This window comes from Clostridium sp. N3C, from assembly GCF_900095445.1.
Classification (GTDB): domain Bacteria; phylum Bacillota; class Clostridia; order Clostridiales; family Clostridiaceae; genus Clostridium_AU.
Map to the genome: position 1 here is coordinate 1 of NZ_FMJL01000065.1, position 15,442 is coordinate 15,442.

A 15,442-nucleotide genomic window follows, 5' to 3' on the forward strand; every position below is an offset into this window, starting at 1 on the left:
GAATACATCTTCTACTGGCATTAAGAATGGCTTATCTGTTGCTCTTTCTGGAGTTGGGATGTAGCTGTCTACTGCTGCCATTAATTCATCGATGCACTTTGTAGCTTCTGGATCTGTTGGGTTTTCTAATGCTTTTAATGCTGATCCTGTTATTACTGGAATATCATCTCCTGGGAAGTTGTATTCGCTTAATAATTCTCTTACTTCCATTTCAACTAATTCTAGTAATTCTGGATCGTCTACCATATCTGCCTTGTTTAAGAATACTACTATATAGTCAACTCCAACTCTGGATGCCAACAATATATGTTCTCTTGTCTGTGGCATTGGACCATCTGCTGCACTTACAACTAAGATTGCTCCGTCCATCTGTGCTGCTCCTGTAATCATGTTCTTTACATAGTCAGCGTGTCCTGGACAGTCAACGTGTGCATAGTGTCTGTTGTTTGTTTCATACTCAACGTGTGTAGTGTTGATTGTGATTCCTCTTTCTTTTTCTTCTGGTGCCTTATCTATTTCGTCATACTTAAATGCCTCTGCAAATCCTTTGTTTGCTAATACTGTTGTTATTGCTGCTGTTAATGTTGTCTTACCATGGTCTACGTGACCAATTGTTCCAATGTTAACATGGGGTTTGCTTCTTTCAAATTTTGCCTTTGACATTACGTTTCCTCCTCACAATCTATTTATTATTCTATGTAACATTTGTGTTTAATGGACAATCACAAATGTTATTAATATTATACTATTTATTTCCTACGATTTGTTCCTGAACGCTCTTTGGAACTTCTTCATAGTGATCAAATTCCATGCTATAAACACCTCTACCCTGTGTTCTAGATCTAAGTGCTGTAGCATATCCGAACATTTCTGCTAATGGCACGAAAGCTCTTATAACTTGAGCACCTGCTCTTGAGTCCATACCTTCTATTCTACCTCTTCTTGAGTTAACGTCACCTATAACGTCTCCCATATATTCTTCTGGTACAGTAATTTCTACTTTCATTATAGGTTCAAGTAATACTGGGTCTGCCTTAGCCATAGCATTCTTAAATGCCATAGAACCAGCAATCTTAAATGCCATTTCTGATGAGTCAACATCATGGTATGATCCATCAAATAGCTTAACTTTGAAATTAATAACAGGATATCCTGCAACAGTACCGCTTTCTGCAGCTTCTCTTATTCCGTTATCAATAGCTGGGATATATTCCTTTGGAATTACTCCACCTACGATAGCATTTTCAAATTCATATTCACCATCATGTGGTGTCATCTCTATCCAGCAGTGACCGTATTGTCCTCTACCACCAGACTGTCTTACATATTTACCTTCAGCTTTAACAGGCTTTCTGATTGTTTCCTTGTAAGCAACCTGTGGAGCACCAACATTACATTCAACTTTAAATTCTCTTTGTAGTCTATCTACAATGATATCAAGGTGAAGCTCACCCATACCAGCGATAATTGTCTGACCAGTTTCCTGGTTAGTATAAGTTCTGAAAGTTGGGTCTTCTTCTGCAAGTTTTGCAAGAGCTATACCCATCTTTTCTTGACCAGCCTTTGTCTTTGGCTCGATAGCAACATTGATAACTGGTTCTGGGAATTCCATTTTTTCAAGTACGATTGGATTATTTTCATCGCAAAGAGTATCTCCAGTAGTTGTATCTTTAAGACCAATAACTGCTCCGATATCTCCTGCTAATAATTCATCTATTTCCTGTCTATGGTTAGCATGCATTCTAACAAGTCTACCAATTCTTTCTTTCTTTCCCTTAGTAGAGTTGAATACATAAGTACCGCTTTTCATTGCACCGGAATAAATTCTTGTAAATGCTAATCTTCCAATGAATGGATCTGTAGCAATCTTAAATGCTAATGCTGACAATGGAGCATTATCATCAGTTTCTCTTGAATCTTCTTCTCCAGTTTCAGGATTGTGTCCCTTAACAGCTGGAATATCTACTGGTGATGGAAGATAATCCACAACTGTATCTATCATTGGCTGAACACCTTTGTTTTTATAAGATGAACCGCAAACAACAGGTACGATTTCGTTGTTGATTACGCCCTTTCTTAAAGCAGTTTTTATCTCTTCTTCAGTGATTTCTTCACCTTCAAGATACTTCATCATAAGCTCTTCATCTAATTCAGCTACAGCTTCTATCATAGCATTTCTGTATTCTTCAACCTTATCTACCATATCTGCAGGAATCTCTGTTGATTCTGCAACTTTTCCTAAATCGTCAGTATATATTATAGCCTCTTTCTTAATTAAGTCTATAATTCCTTTGAAATCACTTTCTGCACCTATTGGAAGTTGAATTGGCACTGCATTACAGTGTAATCTATCCCTAAGTGTATTTATGCACATATAGAAATCTGCGCCAGTAGCATCCATTTTGTTTACATAAACTACTCTTGGTACTTGATATTTATCTGCCTGTCTCCAAACAGTTTCAGTCTGAGGCTCAACACCACTCTTAGCATCCAAAACGGTTACTGCACCATCTAATACTCTAAGAGATCTTTCTACCTCCACTGTGAAATCTACGTGCCCAGGTGTGTCTATGATATTTATGCAATGGCCCTTCCATTCACAAGTAGTTGCGGCAGATGTAATTGTTATACCTCTCTCCTGCTCTTGAGCCATCCAGTCCATGGTAGCAGCACCTTCGTGCGTTTCACCAATCTTATGAGTTTTTCCAGTATAGAATAATATACGTTCAGTTGTTGTGGTCTTACCGGCATCGATATGTGCCATAATACCAATGTTTCTAAACTTCTCTAATGGATATTGTCTAGCCACTATTTCTCCTCCTCTCGATTAACTTTTAAATTACGGAAAACTGTTTTGGCTTTGCCAAAACAGTTTTGATATTAGTATCTATAATGAGCAAATGCTTTATTAGCCTCAGCCATTTTATGTGTGTCTTCTTTCTTCTTAACAGCTGCTCCTGTATTATTGGCTGCGTCCATAAGTTCATTAGCTAATTTTTCTCTCATATACTTTTCGCCTCTATTTCTCGCAGCAGTTAGGATCCATCTGATTCCAAGAGTCTGTCTTCTTTCTGGTCTAACTTCTATTGGAACCTGATAAGTAGCTCCACCTATTCTTCTAGCTTTAACTTCAAGTAATGGCATTACGTTATTCATAGCTTCTTCAAATACTTCTAGAGGATCTTTTCCAGTCTTTTCAGCTATGATATCAAATGCGCCATAGGCTATCTTCTGAGCCACTCCTCTTTTTCCGTCTTCCATTATATTGTTAATAAGCTTAGTAACAACCTTGCTGTTATATAATGGATCAGGTAATACGTCTCTCTTTGCAACATGACCTTTTCTTGGCACTTTTCTTCCCTCCTTAACATTTAGAATTTAAGTTCATCGGTACTCGACGAAATTTCGCCGTAAAGTGCTCTGTACTCCACCAATTGATATATCAAAATCTATATAAATGCTGAAGACATAGCACTATTAATTCAATAAACTATTTTTTCTTAGGCTTCTTAGCCCCGTATTTGGATCTACCTTGCATTCTGTTAGCCACTCCAGCAGAGTCTAAAGCTCCTCTAATAATGTGGTATCTAACACCAGGAAGGTCCTTAACTCTTCCACCTCTTATAAGAACAACGCTGTGTTCCTGAAGATTGTGTCCTACTCCAGGGATATAAGCAGTAACTTCATATCCGTTAGTTAATCTAACTCTTGCAATTTTTCTTAAAGCTGAGTTAGGCTTCTTTGGAGTCGCTGTCTTAACAACAGTACAAACACCTCTTCTTTGAGGGCATTCTTTAAGGGCTGGAGAAGCTGATTTGTAAACAACTGTCTGTCTACCCTTTCTTACTAGCTGGTTAATTGTTGGCATAATTTCACCTCCTTATATTGTGTTTATCAATCTATTTAAATTAGTTGATATCAATTATTAAATTAATCCTTTAATATTAGTGCTACAGCAGCACCAACATCTATACCACAAAGTCTACCTAATTCCTTCATAGTATTTACATAAATAATTTCTACCTTTAATTCTTCTGCTAATTGAATTAGAGGACTTATCAGATGCTCATCACTGTCCTTAGCAACATATAATGTTTTACCAAAGCCATTTCTGAGAGACTTACCAGTCTGTTTGATACCAATAACCTTCTTTCCAGAAAGTCTTTCAACCATCTAACTTCCTCCCCCATACTTAACTTGTAGTGAGATAAATAAATTTATCTCACTACAATGAAAAGTCTAAATATAATTTACAAAATCACAAATTGTATTGTATCATTTAAAATCTTACATGTCAATGAATTTAAATTCAGGCTTCGATGGTATTTACTGGTTCTTCAGTGTTAGCTTCAGTATTAAGTTTAACAGATCTATACTTCATCATACCAGTACCAGCGGGTATCAACTTACCGATAATAACATTTTCTTTTAATCCAAGTAATGGATCTATCTTACCTTTGATTGCAGCATCGGTAAGTACTCTAGTAGTTTCCTGGAATGAAGCAGCCGATAAGAATGATTCTGTAGCAAGAGCTGCCTTAGTAATACCTAGAAGTATTTGTTCACACTTAGCAGGTACTCCACCATTTTCCATAACTCTTTGATTCTCTTCTTCAAAGTCAAAGACATCTATCATTACTCCAGGAAGTAGATCTGTATCACCTGGTTCTATTACCTTTACTTTTCTAGTCATCTGTCTTATAACAACCTCTAAGTGCTTATCATTTATATCAACACCTTGAAGTCGGTATACCTTCTGAACTTCGGAAAGAAGATAATTTCTAACTCCATCTATTCCTTTTATTCTCAAGATATCATGTGGGTTAACGGAACCCTCTGTAATTTCATCTCCAGCAGATACTACATCACCGTTATCTACCTTCAATCTTGAACCAAATGGTATATCGTAGCTAACCTCTTCGCCAGTTTCGCTAACAACAACTACTGTTCTCTTCTTCTTTGTTTCTTCAATTCTTACAGTTCCAGATATCTCAGTTACAATTGCTAATCCCTTTGGTTTTCTTGCTTCGAACAATTCCTCAACTCTTGGAAGACCTTGAGTTATATCTGCTCCTGCAACACCACCAGTGTGGAAAGTTCTCATTGTAAGCTGAGTACCAGGTTCACCTATACTTTGAGCAGCTACGATACCAACTGCTTCACCGATATTAATCTTCTGTCCTGTTCCCATGTTCATACCATAACACTTAGCACAAACACCAATTTTAGCCTTACATGTGAAGACAGATCTAATTTTAACCTTCTTAATGCCTGCCTTCTCAATTTTTTCAGCCATTATAGCATCCATATATTCATTCTTCTTAACTAAAACATCTCCAGTTGCAGGATCTATAACGTCCTCAGCTGAATATCTTCCAGTTAATCTTTCAGATAGGGATTCAACTACTTCGTTTCCTTCCTTAATCTCAGAAACATTGAAGCCCTCCTCAGTTCCACAGTCTTCATATCTTACTATTACGTCCTGGCTTACGTCAACCAATCTTCTAGTTAAATATCCAGAGTCAGCAGTTTTTAAAGCTGTATCCGCGTTACCCTTTCTTGCACCGTGAGTAGAAATGAAGTACTCTAATACGTCCAAACCTTCTCTAAAGGATGCCTTAATTGGTAACTCAATGATCTTACCAGATGGATTAGCCATTAAGCCTCTCATACCTGCTAACTGTTTAATCTGGCTCTTAGAACCTCTGGCCCCTGAATCCGCCATCATGAATATTGGATTGAATTTATCCATACCATTCATCAATGCATCAGCTACATCTTCAGTGGTTTTAGTCCACTTATCAATTACTCTTTCATATCTTTCTTCTTCAGAGATAAATCCTCTCTTATAGAGCTTTTCAATCTTATCTACAGTAGCTTCTGCATCTTCTAGTAACGCCTTCTTTTCCTTAGGAACTATCATATCAGAAGCTGCTACTGTTATAGCTCCGATACTAGAGTAATGATAACCCTTAGCTTTAATCTTATCTAACATTATTGAAGTTTCTGTAGGGCCATACTTCATATAGCATTTATCAATGATCTTTCCAAGACTCTTTTTAGTAACTAGGAAATCTACTTCTAAAAGATATAGATTTTCAGGCTTACTTCTATCCACAAAGCCTAAATCCTGTGGAATAGATTCATTAAATATAATTTTTCCTACAGTAGTTTCAATAATTCCGGACTTCTCCACACCATCTACTAGCTTTCTCATCTTTACCTTTATTTTGGCGTGTATATCAATTTCACCTAATTGGTAAGCCATAATAGCTTCATCTGGGGATGAGAACCATCTGCCCTCTCCCTTAGCGCCTTCTCTATCCATTGTTAGATAGTAAGATCCAAGAACCATATCCTGAGTTGGTACGCAGACAGGCTTTCCATCAGATGGTTTAAGAATATTTCCAGCTGCTAGCATCAGGAATCTAGCTTCTGCCTGAGCTTCTACAGAAAGCGGAACGTGTACCGCCATCTGGTCACCATCGAAATCCGCATTATAAGCAGTACATACTAAAGGATGAAGCTTAATCGCTCTGCCTTCAACTAATACTGGTTGGAATGCCTGTATTCCTAATCTATGTAGAGTAGGAGCACGGTTCAATAATACTGGATGATCCTGAATAACTTCCTCTAACACATCCCATACTTGTGGCATTACTCTTTCAACCATTCGTTTTGCACTTTTTATATTATGTGCAATTCCACCTTCCACAAGCTTCTTCATTACGAAAGGCTTAAATAGTTCCAAAGCCATTTCTTTCGGTAAACCACACTGATACATTTTAAGTTCTGGTCCTACTACTATAACAGAACGTCCAGAATAGTCAACACGCTTACCAAGAAGATTTTGTCTAAATCTTCCTTGCTTACCCTTTAACATATCGGAAAGTGATTTTAATGGTCTATTTCCAGGACCTGTTACAGGTCTTCCTCTTCTTCCGTTATCAATTAAAGCATCTACCGCTTCTTGAAGCATTCTCTTTTCATTTCTAACAATTATATCTGGTGCACCAAGATCTAATAGCTTTTTCAATCTATTATTTCTATTGATAACTCTTCTGTATAGGTCGTTTAAATCTGATGTAGCAAACCTTCCACCATCCAATTGAACCATAGGTCTTAAATCCGGTGGAATAACAGGAATTACGTCTACAATCATCCACTCTGGTCTATTACCTGACTTTCTAAAGGATTCAACAACCTCTAGACGTCTAATTATTCTAACCTTCTTTTGACCACTACTATTCTTTAATTCTTCTTTTAGAGATTTACCTAGTTCCTCTAAATCAATTTCTTGTAGAAGAGTCTTTATAGCTTCAGCTCCCATGCCTGCAATAAAGCTATCCTCTCCATACTTATCTACCGCTTCTCTATATTCCTTCTCATTTAGAAGTTGCTTTTTTAAGAGCGGAGTATCTTTAGGGTCCAAAACTACATAGGAAGCAAAATATAGAACCTTTTCCAAGGATCTAGGAGACATATCTAGAATTAACCCCATTCTAGATGGTATGCCCTTAAAATACCAGATGTGAGATACAGGGGCAGCCAGTTCAATATGCCCCATTCTCTCTCTTCTAACCTTTGCCTTAGTAACTTCAACCCCACATCGATCACAAACTATACCTTTGTATCTTACTCTCTTATACTTTCCGCAATGACATTCCCAGTCCTTTATAGGTCCGAAAATCCTTTCACAGAAAAGGCCATCCCTTTCAGGCTTCAATGTTCTGTAGTTTATTGTCTCAGGCTTCTTAACTTCACCTCTTGACCACTCTCTTATCTGTTCTGGTGACGCCAAACCAATTTGTATAGCGTCAAAATTATTCAACTCAAACAAGGGTTTTTCCTCCCTTCATTAATTAGTGTTCATCGCCAAAATCATCTAATTCCAGTTCATCCTGGAAATCGTCTAAAGGTAATTCTTCAAAATCTATATCTATATCCTCTTCAAGCTCTTCTTCTTCCTTGTAATCATCTGATGGTGTTGGAGCAACTAAATCTTCAGTTCCCTCCATATTAACTTCTAATTCTTCAACCTCGTCATCGGTTGATTCTCTAATTATCATTTCTTCATTAGACTCATCAAGGACTTTTACATTTAAGCAAAGAGCCTGTAATTCTTTAATTAATACCTTAAAGGATTCAGGTACACCTGGTTCAGGTATATTTTCTCCTCTAACTATAGCTTCATAAGTTTTTACTCTACCTACTACATCGTCAGATTTTACTGTCAATATTTCCTGAAGAGTATGAGCAGCACCATAAGCTTCCAACGCCCAAACTTCCATTTCTCCGAATCTCTGACCTCCGAATTGAGCCTTACCACCCAATGGCTGCTGAGTAACTAATGAGTAAGGTCCAGTAGATCTAGCATGTATCTTATCATCAACAAGATGGGCAAGCTTTAAGATATACATATAACCTACGGTAACTCTGTTATCGAAAGGTTCTCCTGTTCTTCCATCATAAAGAACAGTCTTACCATCTGTGTCGTATCCCGCCTTCTGTAAGCACTCTTCAATATCTTGCTCTGTTGCTCCATCAAATACAGGAGTAGCTACATGCCATCCCAATTTGCTTGCAGCCCATCCTAAGTGAACTTCTAGCACCTGACCAATGTTCATACGGGAAGGTACGCCTAATGGATTTAAGCATATTTGAAGAGGTCTTCCATCTGGTAAGAATGGCATATCTTCTTCTGGTAACACTCTAGAAATAACACCCTTGTTACCATGTCTTCCAGCCATCTTATCTCCTACGGATATCTTTCTCTTTTGAGCTATATAACATCTAACTAGCTCATTAACTCCAGGAGGAAGTTCATCACCATTTTCTCTAGTAAATACCTTTACGTCTACAATAATTCCAGCTTCTCCATGTGGTACTCTAAGAGATGTATCTCTTACTTCCCTTGCTTTTTCACCGAATATAGCTCTTAACAATCTCTCTTCTGCAGTAAGTTCTGTTTCTCCCTTAGGAGTAACCTTACCTACAAGTATATCTCCAGCTCTTACCTCAGCACCAATCCTTATGATACCTCTTTCATCAATATCCTTTAGAGCATCCTCACCAACATTAGGGATATCACGAGTTATCTCTTCTGGTCCAAGCTTTGTATCTCTAGCTTCTGCTTCATATTCTTCAATATGAATTGAAGTAAACACATCATCTCTAACAAGTTCTTCAGAAATGAGCATAGCATCTTCGTAATTATAACCTTCCCAAGTTATAAAACCTATTCTTATATTTTTACCTAATGCTATTTCTCCTAAATCAGTGGATGGTCCATCAGCTAAAATTGTACCTACTTCTACTTTATCACCTTTATTAACTATAGGTCTCTGATTTATGCATGTTCCCTGGTTAGATCTCTTAAACTTAAGTAATCTGTACACATCTATACCACCATCAGAATCTCTCTTAACTCTGATTTCATTAGAACTTACATAAGTTACCACTCCAGCGTTTTTAGCTTTTGGTAAAACACCTGAATCATAGGCTGCTTTATATTCAATACCAGTTCCTACGATTGGTGCCTGTGGCTTTAGCAATGGTACAGCCTGACGCTGCATGTTAGATCCCATCAAAGCACGGCTAGCGTCATCATTTTCTAGGAATGGTATCATAGCTGTTGCTACAGAAACCAATTGTCTAGGAGATACGTCCATAAGTTCCACTTCTTCTCTTGGAACTACGATAACATCTTCCTTAACTCTAACAATAACTCTCTTATCAAGGAATCTTCCGTCTTCTCCTATAGGTTCATTAGACTGAGCAATATAATATTGATCTTCTTCATCAGCAGTAAAGTATCTGATCTCGTCAGTAACTATTCCAGTTTTCTTATCTACTATTCTATAAGGAGTTTCTATAAATCCATATTCATTAACTCTAGCGTAAGTAGCCAAAGAGTTAATTAATCCGATGTTTGGACCTTCAGGCGTTTCTATTGGACACATTCTTCCATAGTGAGAATGGTGAACGTCTCTTACTTCAAAGCCTGCTCTTTCTCTTGATAGACCTCCTGGTCCTAAAGCAGATAACCTTCTCTTGTGAGTTAATTCAGATAATGGATTTGTTTGATCCATAAACTGAGATAACTGAGAGCTTCCGAAGAACTCCTTTATGGCAGCAGCCACAGGCCTAATATTAATTAAAGCTTGAGGAGTTATACCTTCCTGGTCTTGAATAGTCATTCTCTCTTTAACTACTCTTTCCATTCTGGATAAACCAATTCTAAACTGGTTTTGAAGCAATTCTCCCACAGATCTAAGTCTTCTGTTGCCAAGATGATCTATATCGTCTATATCGCCTATACCATAGGTTAAGCCTAATTCGTAGCTAATTGTTGAGTAAATATCATCTCTTACAATATGCTTAGGAATTAATCTATGGATATTTTTCTTAATTTCTTCCTTTATTGTAGCTTCATCATCTGAGCTGTTTAGTATCTCCTTCAGCGTAGGATAATGAACATATTCTCTTATATTTAAATCAGTGATATCAAAGGGAACAACACTATGTATATCAACAAAATTATTACCAATAACATTTATTACTTTATCATCAACTAATATCTGCACAGAGTTAATACCACAGTTTTGAATCTTTACAGCAGTTTCTCTATCAATCTTTTCACCCTTTTGAGCTAGCACTTCGCCTGTTTCAGGATGAACTATATCAGTTGCTGCAATTTGATTAGCAATTCTTAAATTTAATGCTAATTTTTTATTAAACTTATAACGGCCAACTCTAGAAAGGTCATATCTCTTAGCATCAAAAAATAAGGATTCTATTAAAGCTACGGCACTATCCACGGTTGGAGGCTCTCCAGGTCTTAACCTCTTATACACTTCCAACAAAGCTTCTTCTTTAGTCTTAGTATTATCCTTTTCTATTGTAGCCTTAAGTCTTTCTTCTTCGCCAAAAAAGTCTAAAATTTCTTGGTCACTTCCTATACCCATAGCTCTAGCAAGGATAGTAATAGGAAGTTTTCTAGTCTTGTCAATTCTAACATAGATAACATCATTGGAATCAGTTTCGTATTCCAACCAAGCACCTCTATTTGGAATAACAGTGGATCCAAATAGCTTTTTACCAGTTTTGTCTCTAGAAACGCTGTAATATACACCTGGCGATCTTACCAGCTGACTTACAATAACACGTTCTGCACCATTTATTACGAATGTTCCTTGCTCAGTCATGAGAGGAAAATCCCCCATGAAGACTTCCTGTTCTTTAAGTTCGCCGGACTCTTTGTTATATAATCTTACCTTAACTTTCAGCGGAGCTGCATAAGTTGCATCTCTTTCTTTACATTCTTCCACTGAGTACTTGATATTATCCATATCAAGCTTATAGCCTACAAACTCAAGAACCAGATTCCCTGTGTAATCCGTAATAGGATTGACATCATCAAAGACCTCTTGAAGGCCTTCATCTAGAAACCATTTGTATGAATCTAGCTGAACTTCAATAAGATTCGGCATATCAGTAACCTCTCTTACTCTGCCGAAGCTCATCCTTGTTCTCTTTCCTACTTGGACAGGATGTACCATTAGCTATCACCCCTTGTAAATACTTAAGTAAAAAAATATACTATTCCTTAGAAATATTCTAACGAATTGCATATTAACTCAATATTTTAATATAACCAAATAAACTAAACTTCATTCATCTTACAATTAAGACAAAAAATGCATGGGCTTTATGTAAATTCATGCATTTAATTATGTTATCATATCCACTTGCAACTGTCAATATATAAATTAAAAAAAGGCACTTAAAAAAGTGCCTTTTCTTTTAACTACTTTAATTCTACAGTAGCACCAACTTCAGCAAGCTTAGCTTTCATAGCTTCAGCTTCATCCTTTGATACTCCTTCTTTTAATGTCTTAGGAGCTCCTTCAACTAATTCCTTAGCATCCTTTAATCCTAATCCAGTTAATTCTCTAACAACCTTTATAACCTTGATCTTTTCTGCACCAGCGTTAGCTAATACTACATCGAATTCTGTCTTTTCTTCAGCTGATGGAGCTGCCGCTGCTGCGCCACCTACTACAGCAACTGGAGCTGCTGCGCTTACTCCAAATTCTTCTTCACATGCCTTTACTAATTCATTTAATTCTAATACGCTCATCTCTTTTATAGCTTGAATAATCTCTTCTCTTGTCATTATTAGACACCTCCAAATTTTCTAATATTTTACGCGTTTTCTTTCTGATCTTTAATAGCACTTAATACATAAGCTAAATTTGACAATGGAGCTTTGATGCTTCCAAGTAATTTTGCAATAAGTACTTCTCTTGATGGTATAGCCGCAATAGCTTTAATCATGTTAGCATCGTAAACTTGCTTTTCTACGATACCAGCTTTAAGCTCTAATTTCTTATGATCTTTTGCGAAATCATTTAAAGCTCTTGCTGCTGCTGTTGCATCGTCATAGCTGAAAGCTATGGATACAGGTCCTTCAAGATATGGTAATATATCCTCGAAGCCTAATTCTTTAGCAGCCAATGTTGTCATTGTATTTTTATATACCTTATATTCAACACCAGCTTCTCTTAACTTCTTTCTTAATTCTGTATCTTCTTCTACAGTTAAACCTTGATAGCTAGCTAAAACAACACCCTGTGCTTTTTCTAACTTTTCTTTTATTTCTGCAACTTTTGCTTCCTTTATAGCTCTATTCTTATTTACCACTGTGTGTCCACCTCCTCACGCTTCTCACAGTTCTTTACACAATAATAAAGTCCCCCGCAGACGCAGAGAGACCTAACTAACTTAATGTATCGGAACCCTCGGTAGGTTGGAGCCCGTTACGCCTTATGGCACCTACTGTCTACGGTTTATTACCTTATTTAATTAACCTATGTTATTCTATCAAACAACATATATAATGTCAATACTATTCAAGAACCTTAACTGGATTGATTTTTATTCCAGGTCCCATAGTGCTTGATACAACTACAGACTTGATGTATTGACCTTTAGCTGCAGCTGGTTTTGCTTTTATTATAGCTTCCATTAGGCTATGGAAGTTTTCAACCAACTTTTCTCCGCCAAAAGACTTCTTTCCAATAGGAACGTGAACTATAGCAGTTTTATCTACTCTATATTCCACTTTACCAGCTTTGATTTCTTCAATAGCTTTCTTTACATCAAATGTAACAGTACCGGATTTTGGGTTTGGCATTAATCCTTTAGGTCCAAGAACTCTACCTAATCTACCAACAACGCCCATCATATCTGGTGTTGCTACTACTACATCAAAATCAAACCAGTTTTCCTTTTGAATCTTATCAACTAAGTCTTCTGCTCCAACAAAATCTGCTCCTGCAGCTTCTGCTTCTTTTGCCTTTTCACCCTTAGCGAAAACTAATACTTTAACAGTTTTACCTGTTCCATTTGGAAGCACTACTGCTCCTCTAACCTGCTGATCTGCATGTCTTGGGTCTACACCTAATCTAACAGCTAATTCTATTGTTTCATCGAATTTAGCTTTAGCAGTTTTAACCGCAAGTTCCATTGCTTCAGCAGGAGAATATAACATATTTTTGTCTACAAGCTTAGCGCTTTCAATATAATTCTTTCCCATATTCTATCCTCCTTGTGGTAATAACGGTTTTTACCTCCCACGTTAATTGAGAGATTAAAGGTATAGGCTTAACTTATAATTATTCTTCTACAGTTATGCCCATACTTCTAGCTGTTCCAGCAATCATGCTCATAGCAGCTTCTAATGATGCAGCGTTTAAATCAGGCATCTTCAATTCTGCTATTTCTTTTAACTGAGCCTTTGTAACTTTAGCAACCTTTGTTCTGTTAGGTGCTGCAGAACCACTTTCAATTCCTGCGGCCTTCTTTAATAAAACTGCAGCTGGTGGAGTCTTTAGTATAAAACTAAAGGATCTGTCCTGATAAACAGTAATTACAACAGGGATTATTAATCCTGCTTGATTAGCTGTCTTTGCATTAAATTCCTTACAGAATCCCATAATATTAACACCATGCTGACCAAGTGCTGGACCTACTGGTGGTGCTGGAGTTGCTTTTCCTGCAGGAAGTTGAAGTTTTATCATTCCTGTAACTTTCTTAGCCATGTGTTTACACCTCCTAAAATGTGGTTTAGCGGGATATTTCCCTCCCACTTATATAAAACCAGGCAATGCCTAGGTTTATAAGCATTAATCTAATTTTTCAATTTGGTTGAAGTCCAATTCTACCGGAGTTTCTCTTCCAAACATATCAACTAATCCTTTTGCTTTATGTTTATCTGGATGAACTTCCTGGATAATTGCCATAAAGCTTTCCAAAGGACCGGATATGATTTTCACAGTTTCCCCTACTTCTAAGTCAATATCTACAGGTTTCTCTACTATCCCCATAGATTGAACTTCTTCATCAGTTAAGGGAACTGGCTTAGATCCCGGACCAACAAATCCGGTAACCCCTCTGGTATTTCTAACAACATACCAAGAATCATCATTCATAACCATTTTAACTAAAACATACCCCGGAAATATTTTTTTCTGAGAAACTTTTTTCTTGCCATCTTTCTCTTCTACAACTTCTTCCACTGGCACCTGAACGTCATGGATCAAGTCATGTAAGTTTCTATTTTCTATAGTTTTGTCAAGATTAGCCTTTACTTTGTTTTCATAGCCGGAGTATGTATGCACAACATACCATCTAGCTTTTTCACTCATACCCTTAGGAGCACTTTAACTACTCCCGCCTCCTTTTTTACTTTATTCCAAGTATTAGATTAAAAAGATACTGAAACGCTGAATCTATAATCACTAAATAAACTAAATATATTGCGCATATAGCAAATACTGTTATAGCCGCTTTCTTTATATCTTTTTTATTTGGCCATGTTATTCTCTTTAATTCTGCCTTGAATCCTCTGAATACACCTGTGATTGAGGCCAATCCTTTTTTTGATTTCTTACCATTCACTTTCGCTTCCATAGCCATTAAGATCCACATCCTTAAAAATTATAAGAGATTTTCAAAAATTATTTTGTCTCTTTATGAATTGTATGTTTGTGGCAAAACTTGCAGTACTTTCTCATTTCCAATCTGTCAGGATTATTTTTCTTGTTCTTCATGGAATTGTAATTTCTTTGCTTGCATTCAGTGCAGGCCAATGTAATCTTTACTCTCATTATCTACACCTCCGTTTTCTCTAAGTCTTTCGGTGCCTTTGAATTATATTACTAAAATAATCTATCATAAAATATATTTATATGTCAATGTCTATACTTTCAAAAGGACCAGGTCCTGAAACCCAGTCCTATTGAATATTAGGTAACACAGGTAATATATTTATTACTCAACTATTGAAGTAACAACGCCTGAACCAACTGTTCTTCCGCCTTCTCTGATAGCGAATCTTAATCCTTCATTCATTGCTACTTCTGTAATTAATTCAACG

The 15,442-nt window shown here is 36.8% G+C and carries 14 protein-coding genes, 1 pseudogene and 1 other annotated feature; all 15 genes and pseudogenes read right to left on the reverse strand.

From position 1 onward, the window contains the following. The coding region (locus N3C_RS13460; RefSeq protein ID WP_143312683.1) for a GTP-binding protein at positions 1–663 on the reverse strand (663 nt) is incomplete at its 3' end. An 82-nt stretch (positions 664–745) separates the two neighbouring features. After that, positions 746–2,809, reverse strand: a complete 2,064-nt coding sequence (fusA, locus tag N3C_RS13465) for an elongation factor G (RefSeq protein WP_074366533.1) — start codon at positions 2,807–2,809, stop codon at positions 746–748. 71 nt (positions 2,810–2,880) lie between these two features. Further along, entirely contained in the window at positions 2,881–3,351 is a 471-nt protein-coding gene (gene rpsG / locus N3C_RS13470; protein ID WP_074366534.1) for a 30S ribosomal protein S7, read from the reverse strand. A 139-nt stretch (positions 3,352–3,490) separates the two neighbouring features. Next, positions 3,491–3,868, reverse strand: coding sequence for a 30S ribosomal protein S12 (gene rpsL, locus N3C_RS13475; RefSeq protein ID WP_074366535.1), 378 nt, complete (start codon positions 3,866–3,868; stop codon positions 3,491–3,493). Positions 3,869–3,930: 62 nt separating this feature from the next. Continuing rightward, positions 3,931–4,173 carry a ribosomal L7Ae/L30e/S12e/Gadd45 family protein gene (locus N3C_RS13480; RefSeq protein ID WP_074366536.1) on the reverse strand — a complete coding sequence of 81 codons (243 nt, stop codon included), beginning with the start codon at positions 4,171–4,173 and terminating at the stop codon, positions 3,931–3,933. A gap of 136 nt (positions 4,174–4,309) precedes the next feature. Continuing rightward, positions 4,310–7,840, reverse strand: a complete 3,531-nt coding sequence (gene rpoC / locus N3C_RS13485; protein WP_074366537.1) for a DNA-directed RNA polymerase subunit beta' — start codon at positions 7,838–7,840, stop codon at positions 4,310–4,312. Between the two features lie 22 nt (positions 7,841–7,862). Next, positions 7,863–11,561 (reverse strand): DNA-directed RNA polymerase subunit beta, encoded by a 3,699-nt coding sequence (rpoB, locus tag N3C_RS13490; protein WP_074366538.1) that lies wholly within the window; start codon positions 11,559–11,561, stop codon positions 7,863–7,865. 248 nt (positions 11,562–11,809) lie between these two features. Continuing rightward, complete coding sequence (gene rplL, locus N3C_RS13495) at positions 11,810–12,178, reverse strand: 50S ribosomal protein L7/L12 (protein WP_074366539.1); 369 nt, start codon at positions 12,176–12,178, stop codon at positions 11,810–11,812. 29 nt (positions 12,179–12,207) lie between these two features. Further along, positions 12,208–12,705 (reverse strand): 50S ribosomal protein L10, encoded by a 498-nt coding sequence (rplJ, locus tag N3C_RS13500; protein WP_074366540.1) that lies wholly within the window; start codon positions 12,703–12,705, stop codon positions 12,208–12,210. A gap of 34 nt (positions 12,706–12,739) precedes the next feature. Next, positions 12,740–12,868, reverse strand: a sequence feature (ribosomal protein L10 leader region). A 42-nt stretch (positions 12,869–12,910) separates the two neighbouring features. Continuing rightward, positions 12,911–13,600 (reverse strand): 50S ribosomal protein L1, encoded by a 690-nt coding sequence (gene rplA, locus N3C_RS13505; RefSeq protein ID WP_074366541.1) that lies wholly within the window; start codon positions 13,598–13,600, stop codon positions 12,911–12,913. A gap of 79 nt (positions 13,601–13,679) precedes the next feature. Beyond that, entirely contained in the window at positions 13,680–14,105 is a 426-nt protein-coding gene (gene rplK / locus N3C_RS13510) for a 50S ribosomal protein L11 (RefSeq protein WP_074366542.1), read from the reverse strand. An 84-nt stretch (positions 14,106–14,189) separates the two neighbouring features. Next, positions 14,190–14,711 carry a transcription termination/antitermination protein NusG gene (nusG, locus tag N3C_RS13515; RefSeq protein WP_074366543.1) on the reverse strand — a complete coding sequence of 174 codons (522 nt, stop codon included), beginning with the start codon at positions 14,709–14,711 and terminating at the stop codon, positions 14,190–14,192. A gap of 37 nt (positions 14,712–14,748) precedes the next feature. Continuing rightward, on the reverse strand, positions 14,749–14,982 hold the full coding sequence (gene secE / locus N3C_RS13520) for a preprotein translocase subunit SecE (RefSeq protein ID WP_178377836.1): 234 nt from the start codon (positions 14,980–14,982) through the stop codon (positions 14,749–14,751). A 41-nt stretch (positions 14,983–15,023) separates the two neighbouring features. Continuing rightward, entirely contained in the window at positions 15,024–15,173 is a 150-nt protein-coding gene (gene rpmG / locus N3C_RS13525) for a 50S ribosomal protein L33 (RefSeq protein WP_074366544.1), read from the reverse strand. Between the two features lie 163 nt (positions 15,174–15,336). Further along, positions 15,337–15,442, reverse strand: a pseudogene (locus N3C_RS13530) (elongation factor Tu); the annotation flags it as partial.

Coding starts and splice junctions, on each gene's coding strand:
- rpsL (WP_074366535.1), bottom strand. CDS start 3,868: ATGCCAACAATTAACCAGCTAGTAAGAAAGGGTAGACAGACAGTTGTT.
- N3C_RS13480 (WP_074366536.1), bottom strand. CDS start 4,173: ATGGTTGAAAGACTTTCTGGAAAGAAGGTTATTGGTATCAAACAGACT.
- rpoB (WP_074366538.1), bottom strand. CDS start 11,561: ATGGTACATCCTGTCCAAGTAGGAAAGAGAACAAGGATGAGCTTCGGC.
- rplL (WP_074366539.1), bottom strand. CDS start 12,178: ATGACAAGAGAAGAGATTATTCAAGCTATAAAAGAGATGAGCGTATTA.
- rplA (WP_074366541.1), bottom strand. CDS start 13,600: ATGGGAAAGAATTATATTGAAAGCGCTAAGCTTGTAGACAAAAATATG.
- rplK (WP_074366542.1), bottom strand. CDS start 14,105: ATGGCTAAGAAAGTTACAGGAATGATAAAACTTCAACTTCCTGCAGGA.
- nusG (WP_074366543.1), bottom strand. CDS start 14,711: ATGAGTGAAAAAGCTAGATGGTATGTTGTGCATACATACTCCGGCTAT.
- secE (WP_178377836.1), bottom strand. CDS start 14,982: ATGGCTATGGAAGCGAAAGTGAATGGTAAGAAATCAAAAAAAGGATTG.
- rpmG (WP_074366544.1), bottom strand. CDS start 15,173: ATGAGAGTAAAGATTACATTGGCCTGCACTGAATGCAAGCAAAGAAAT.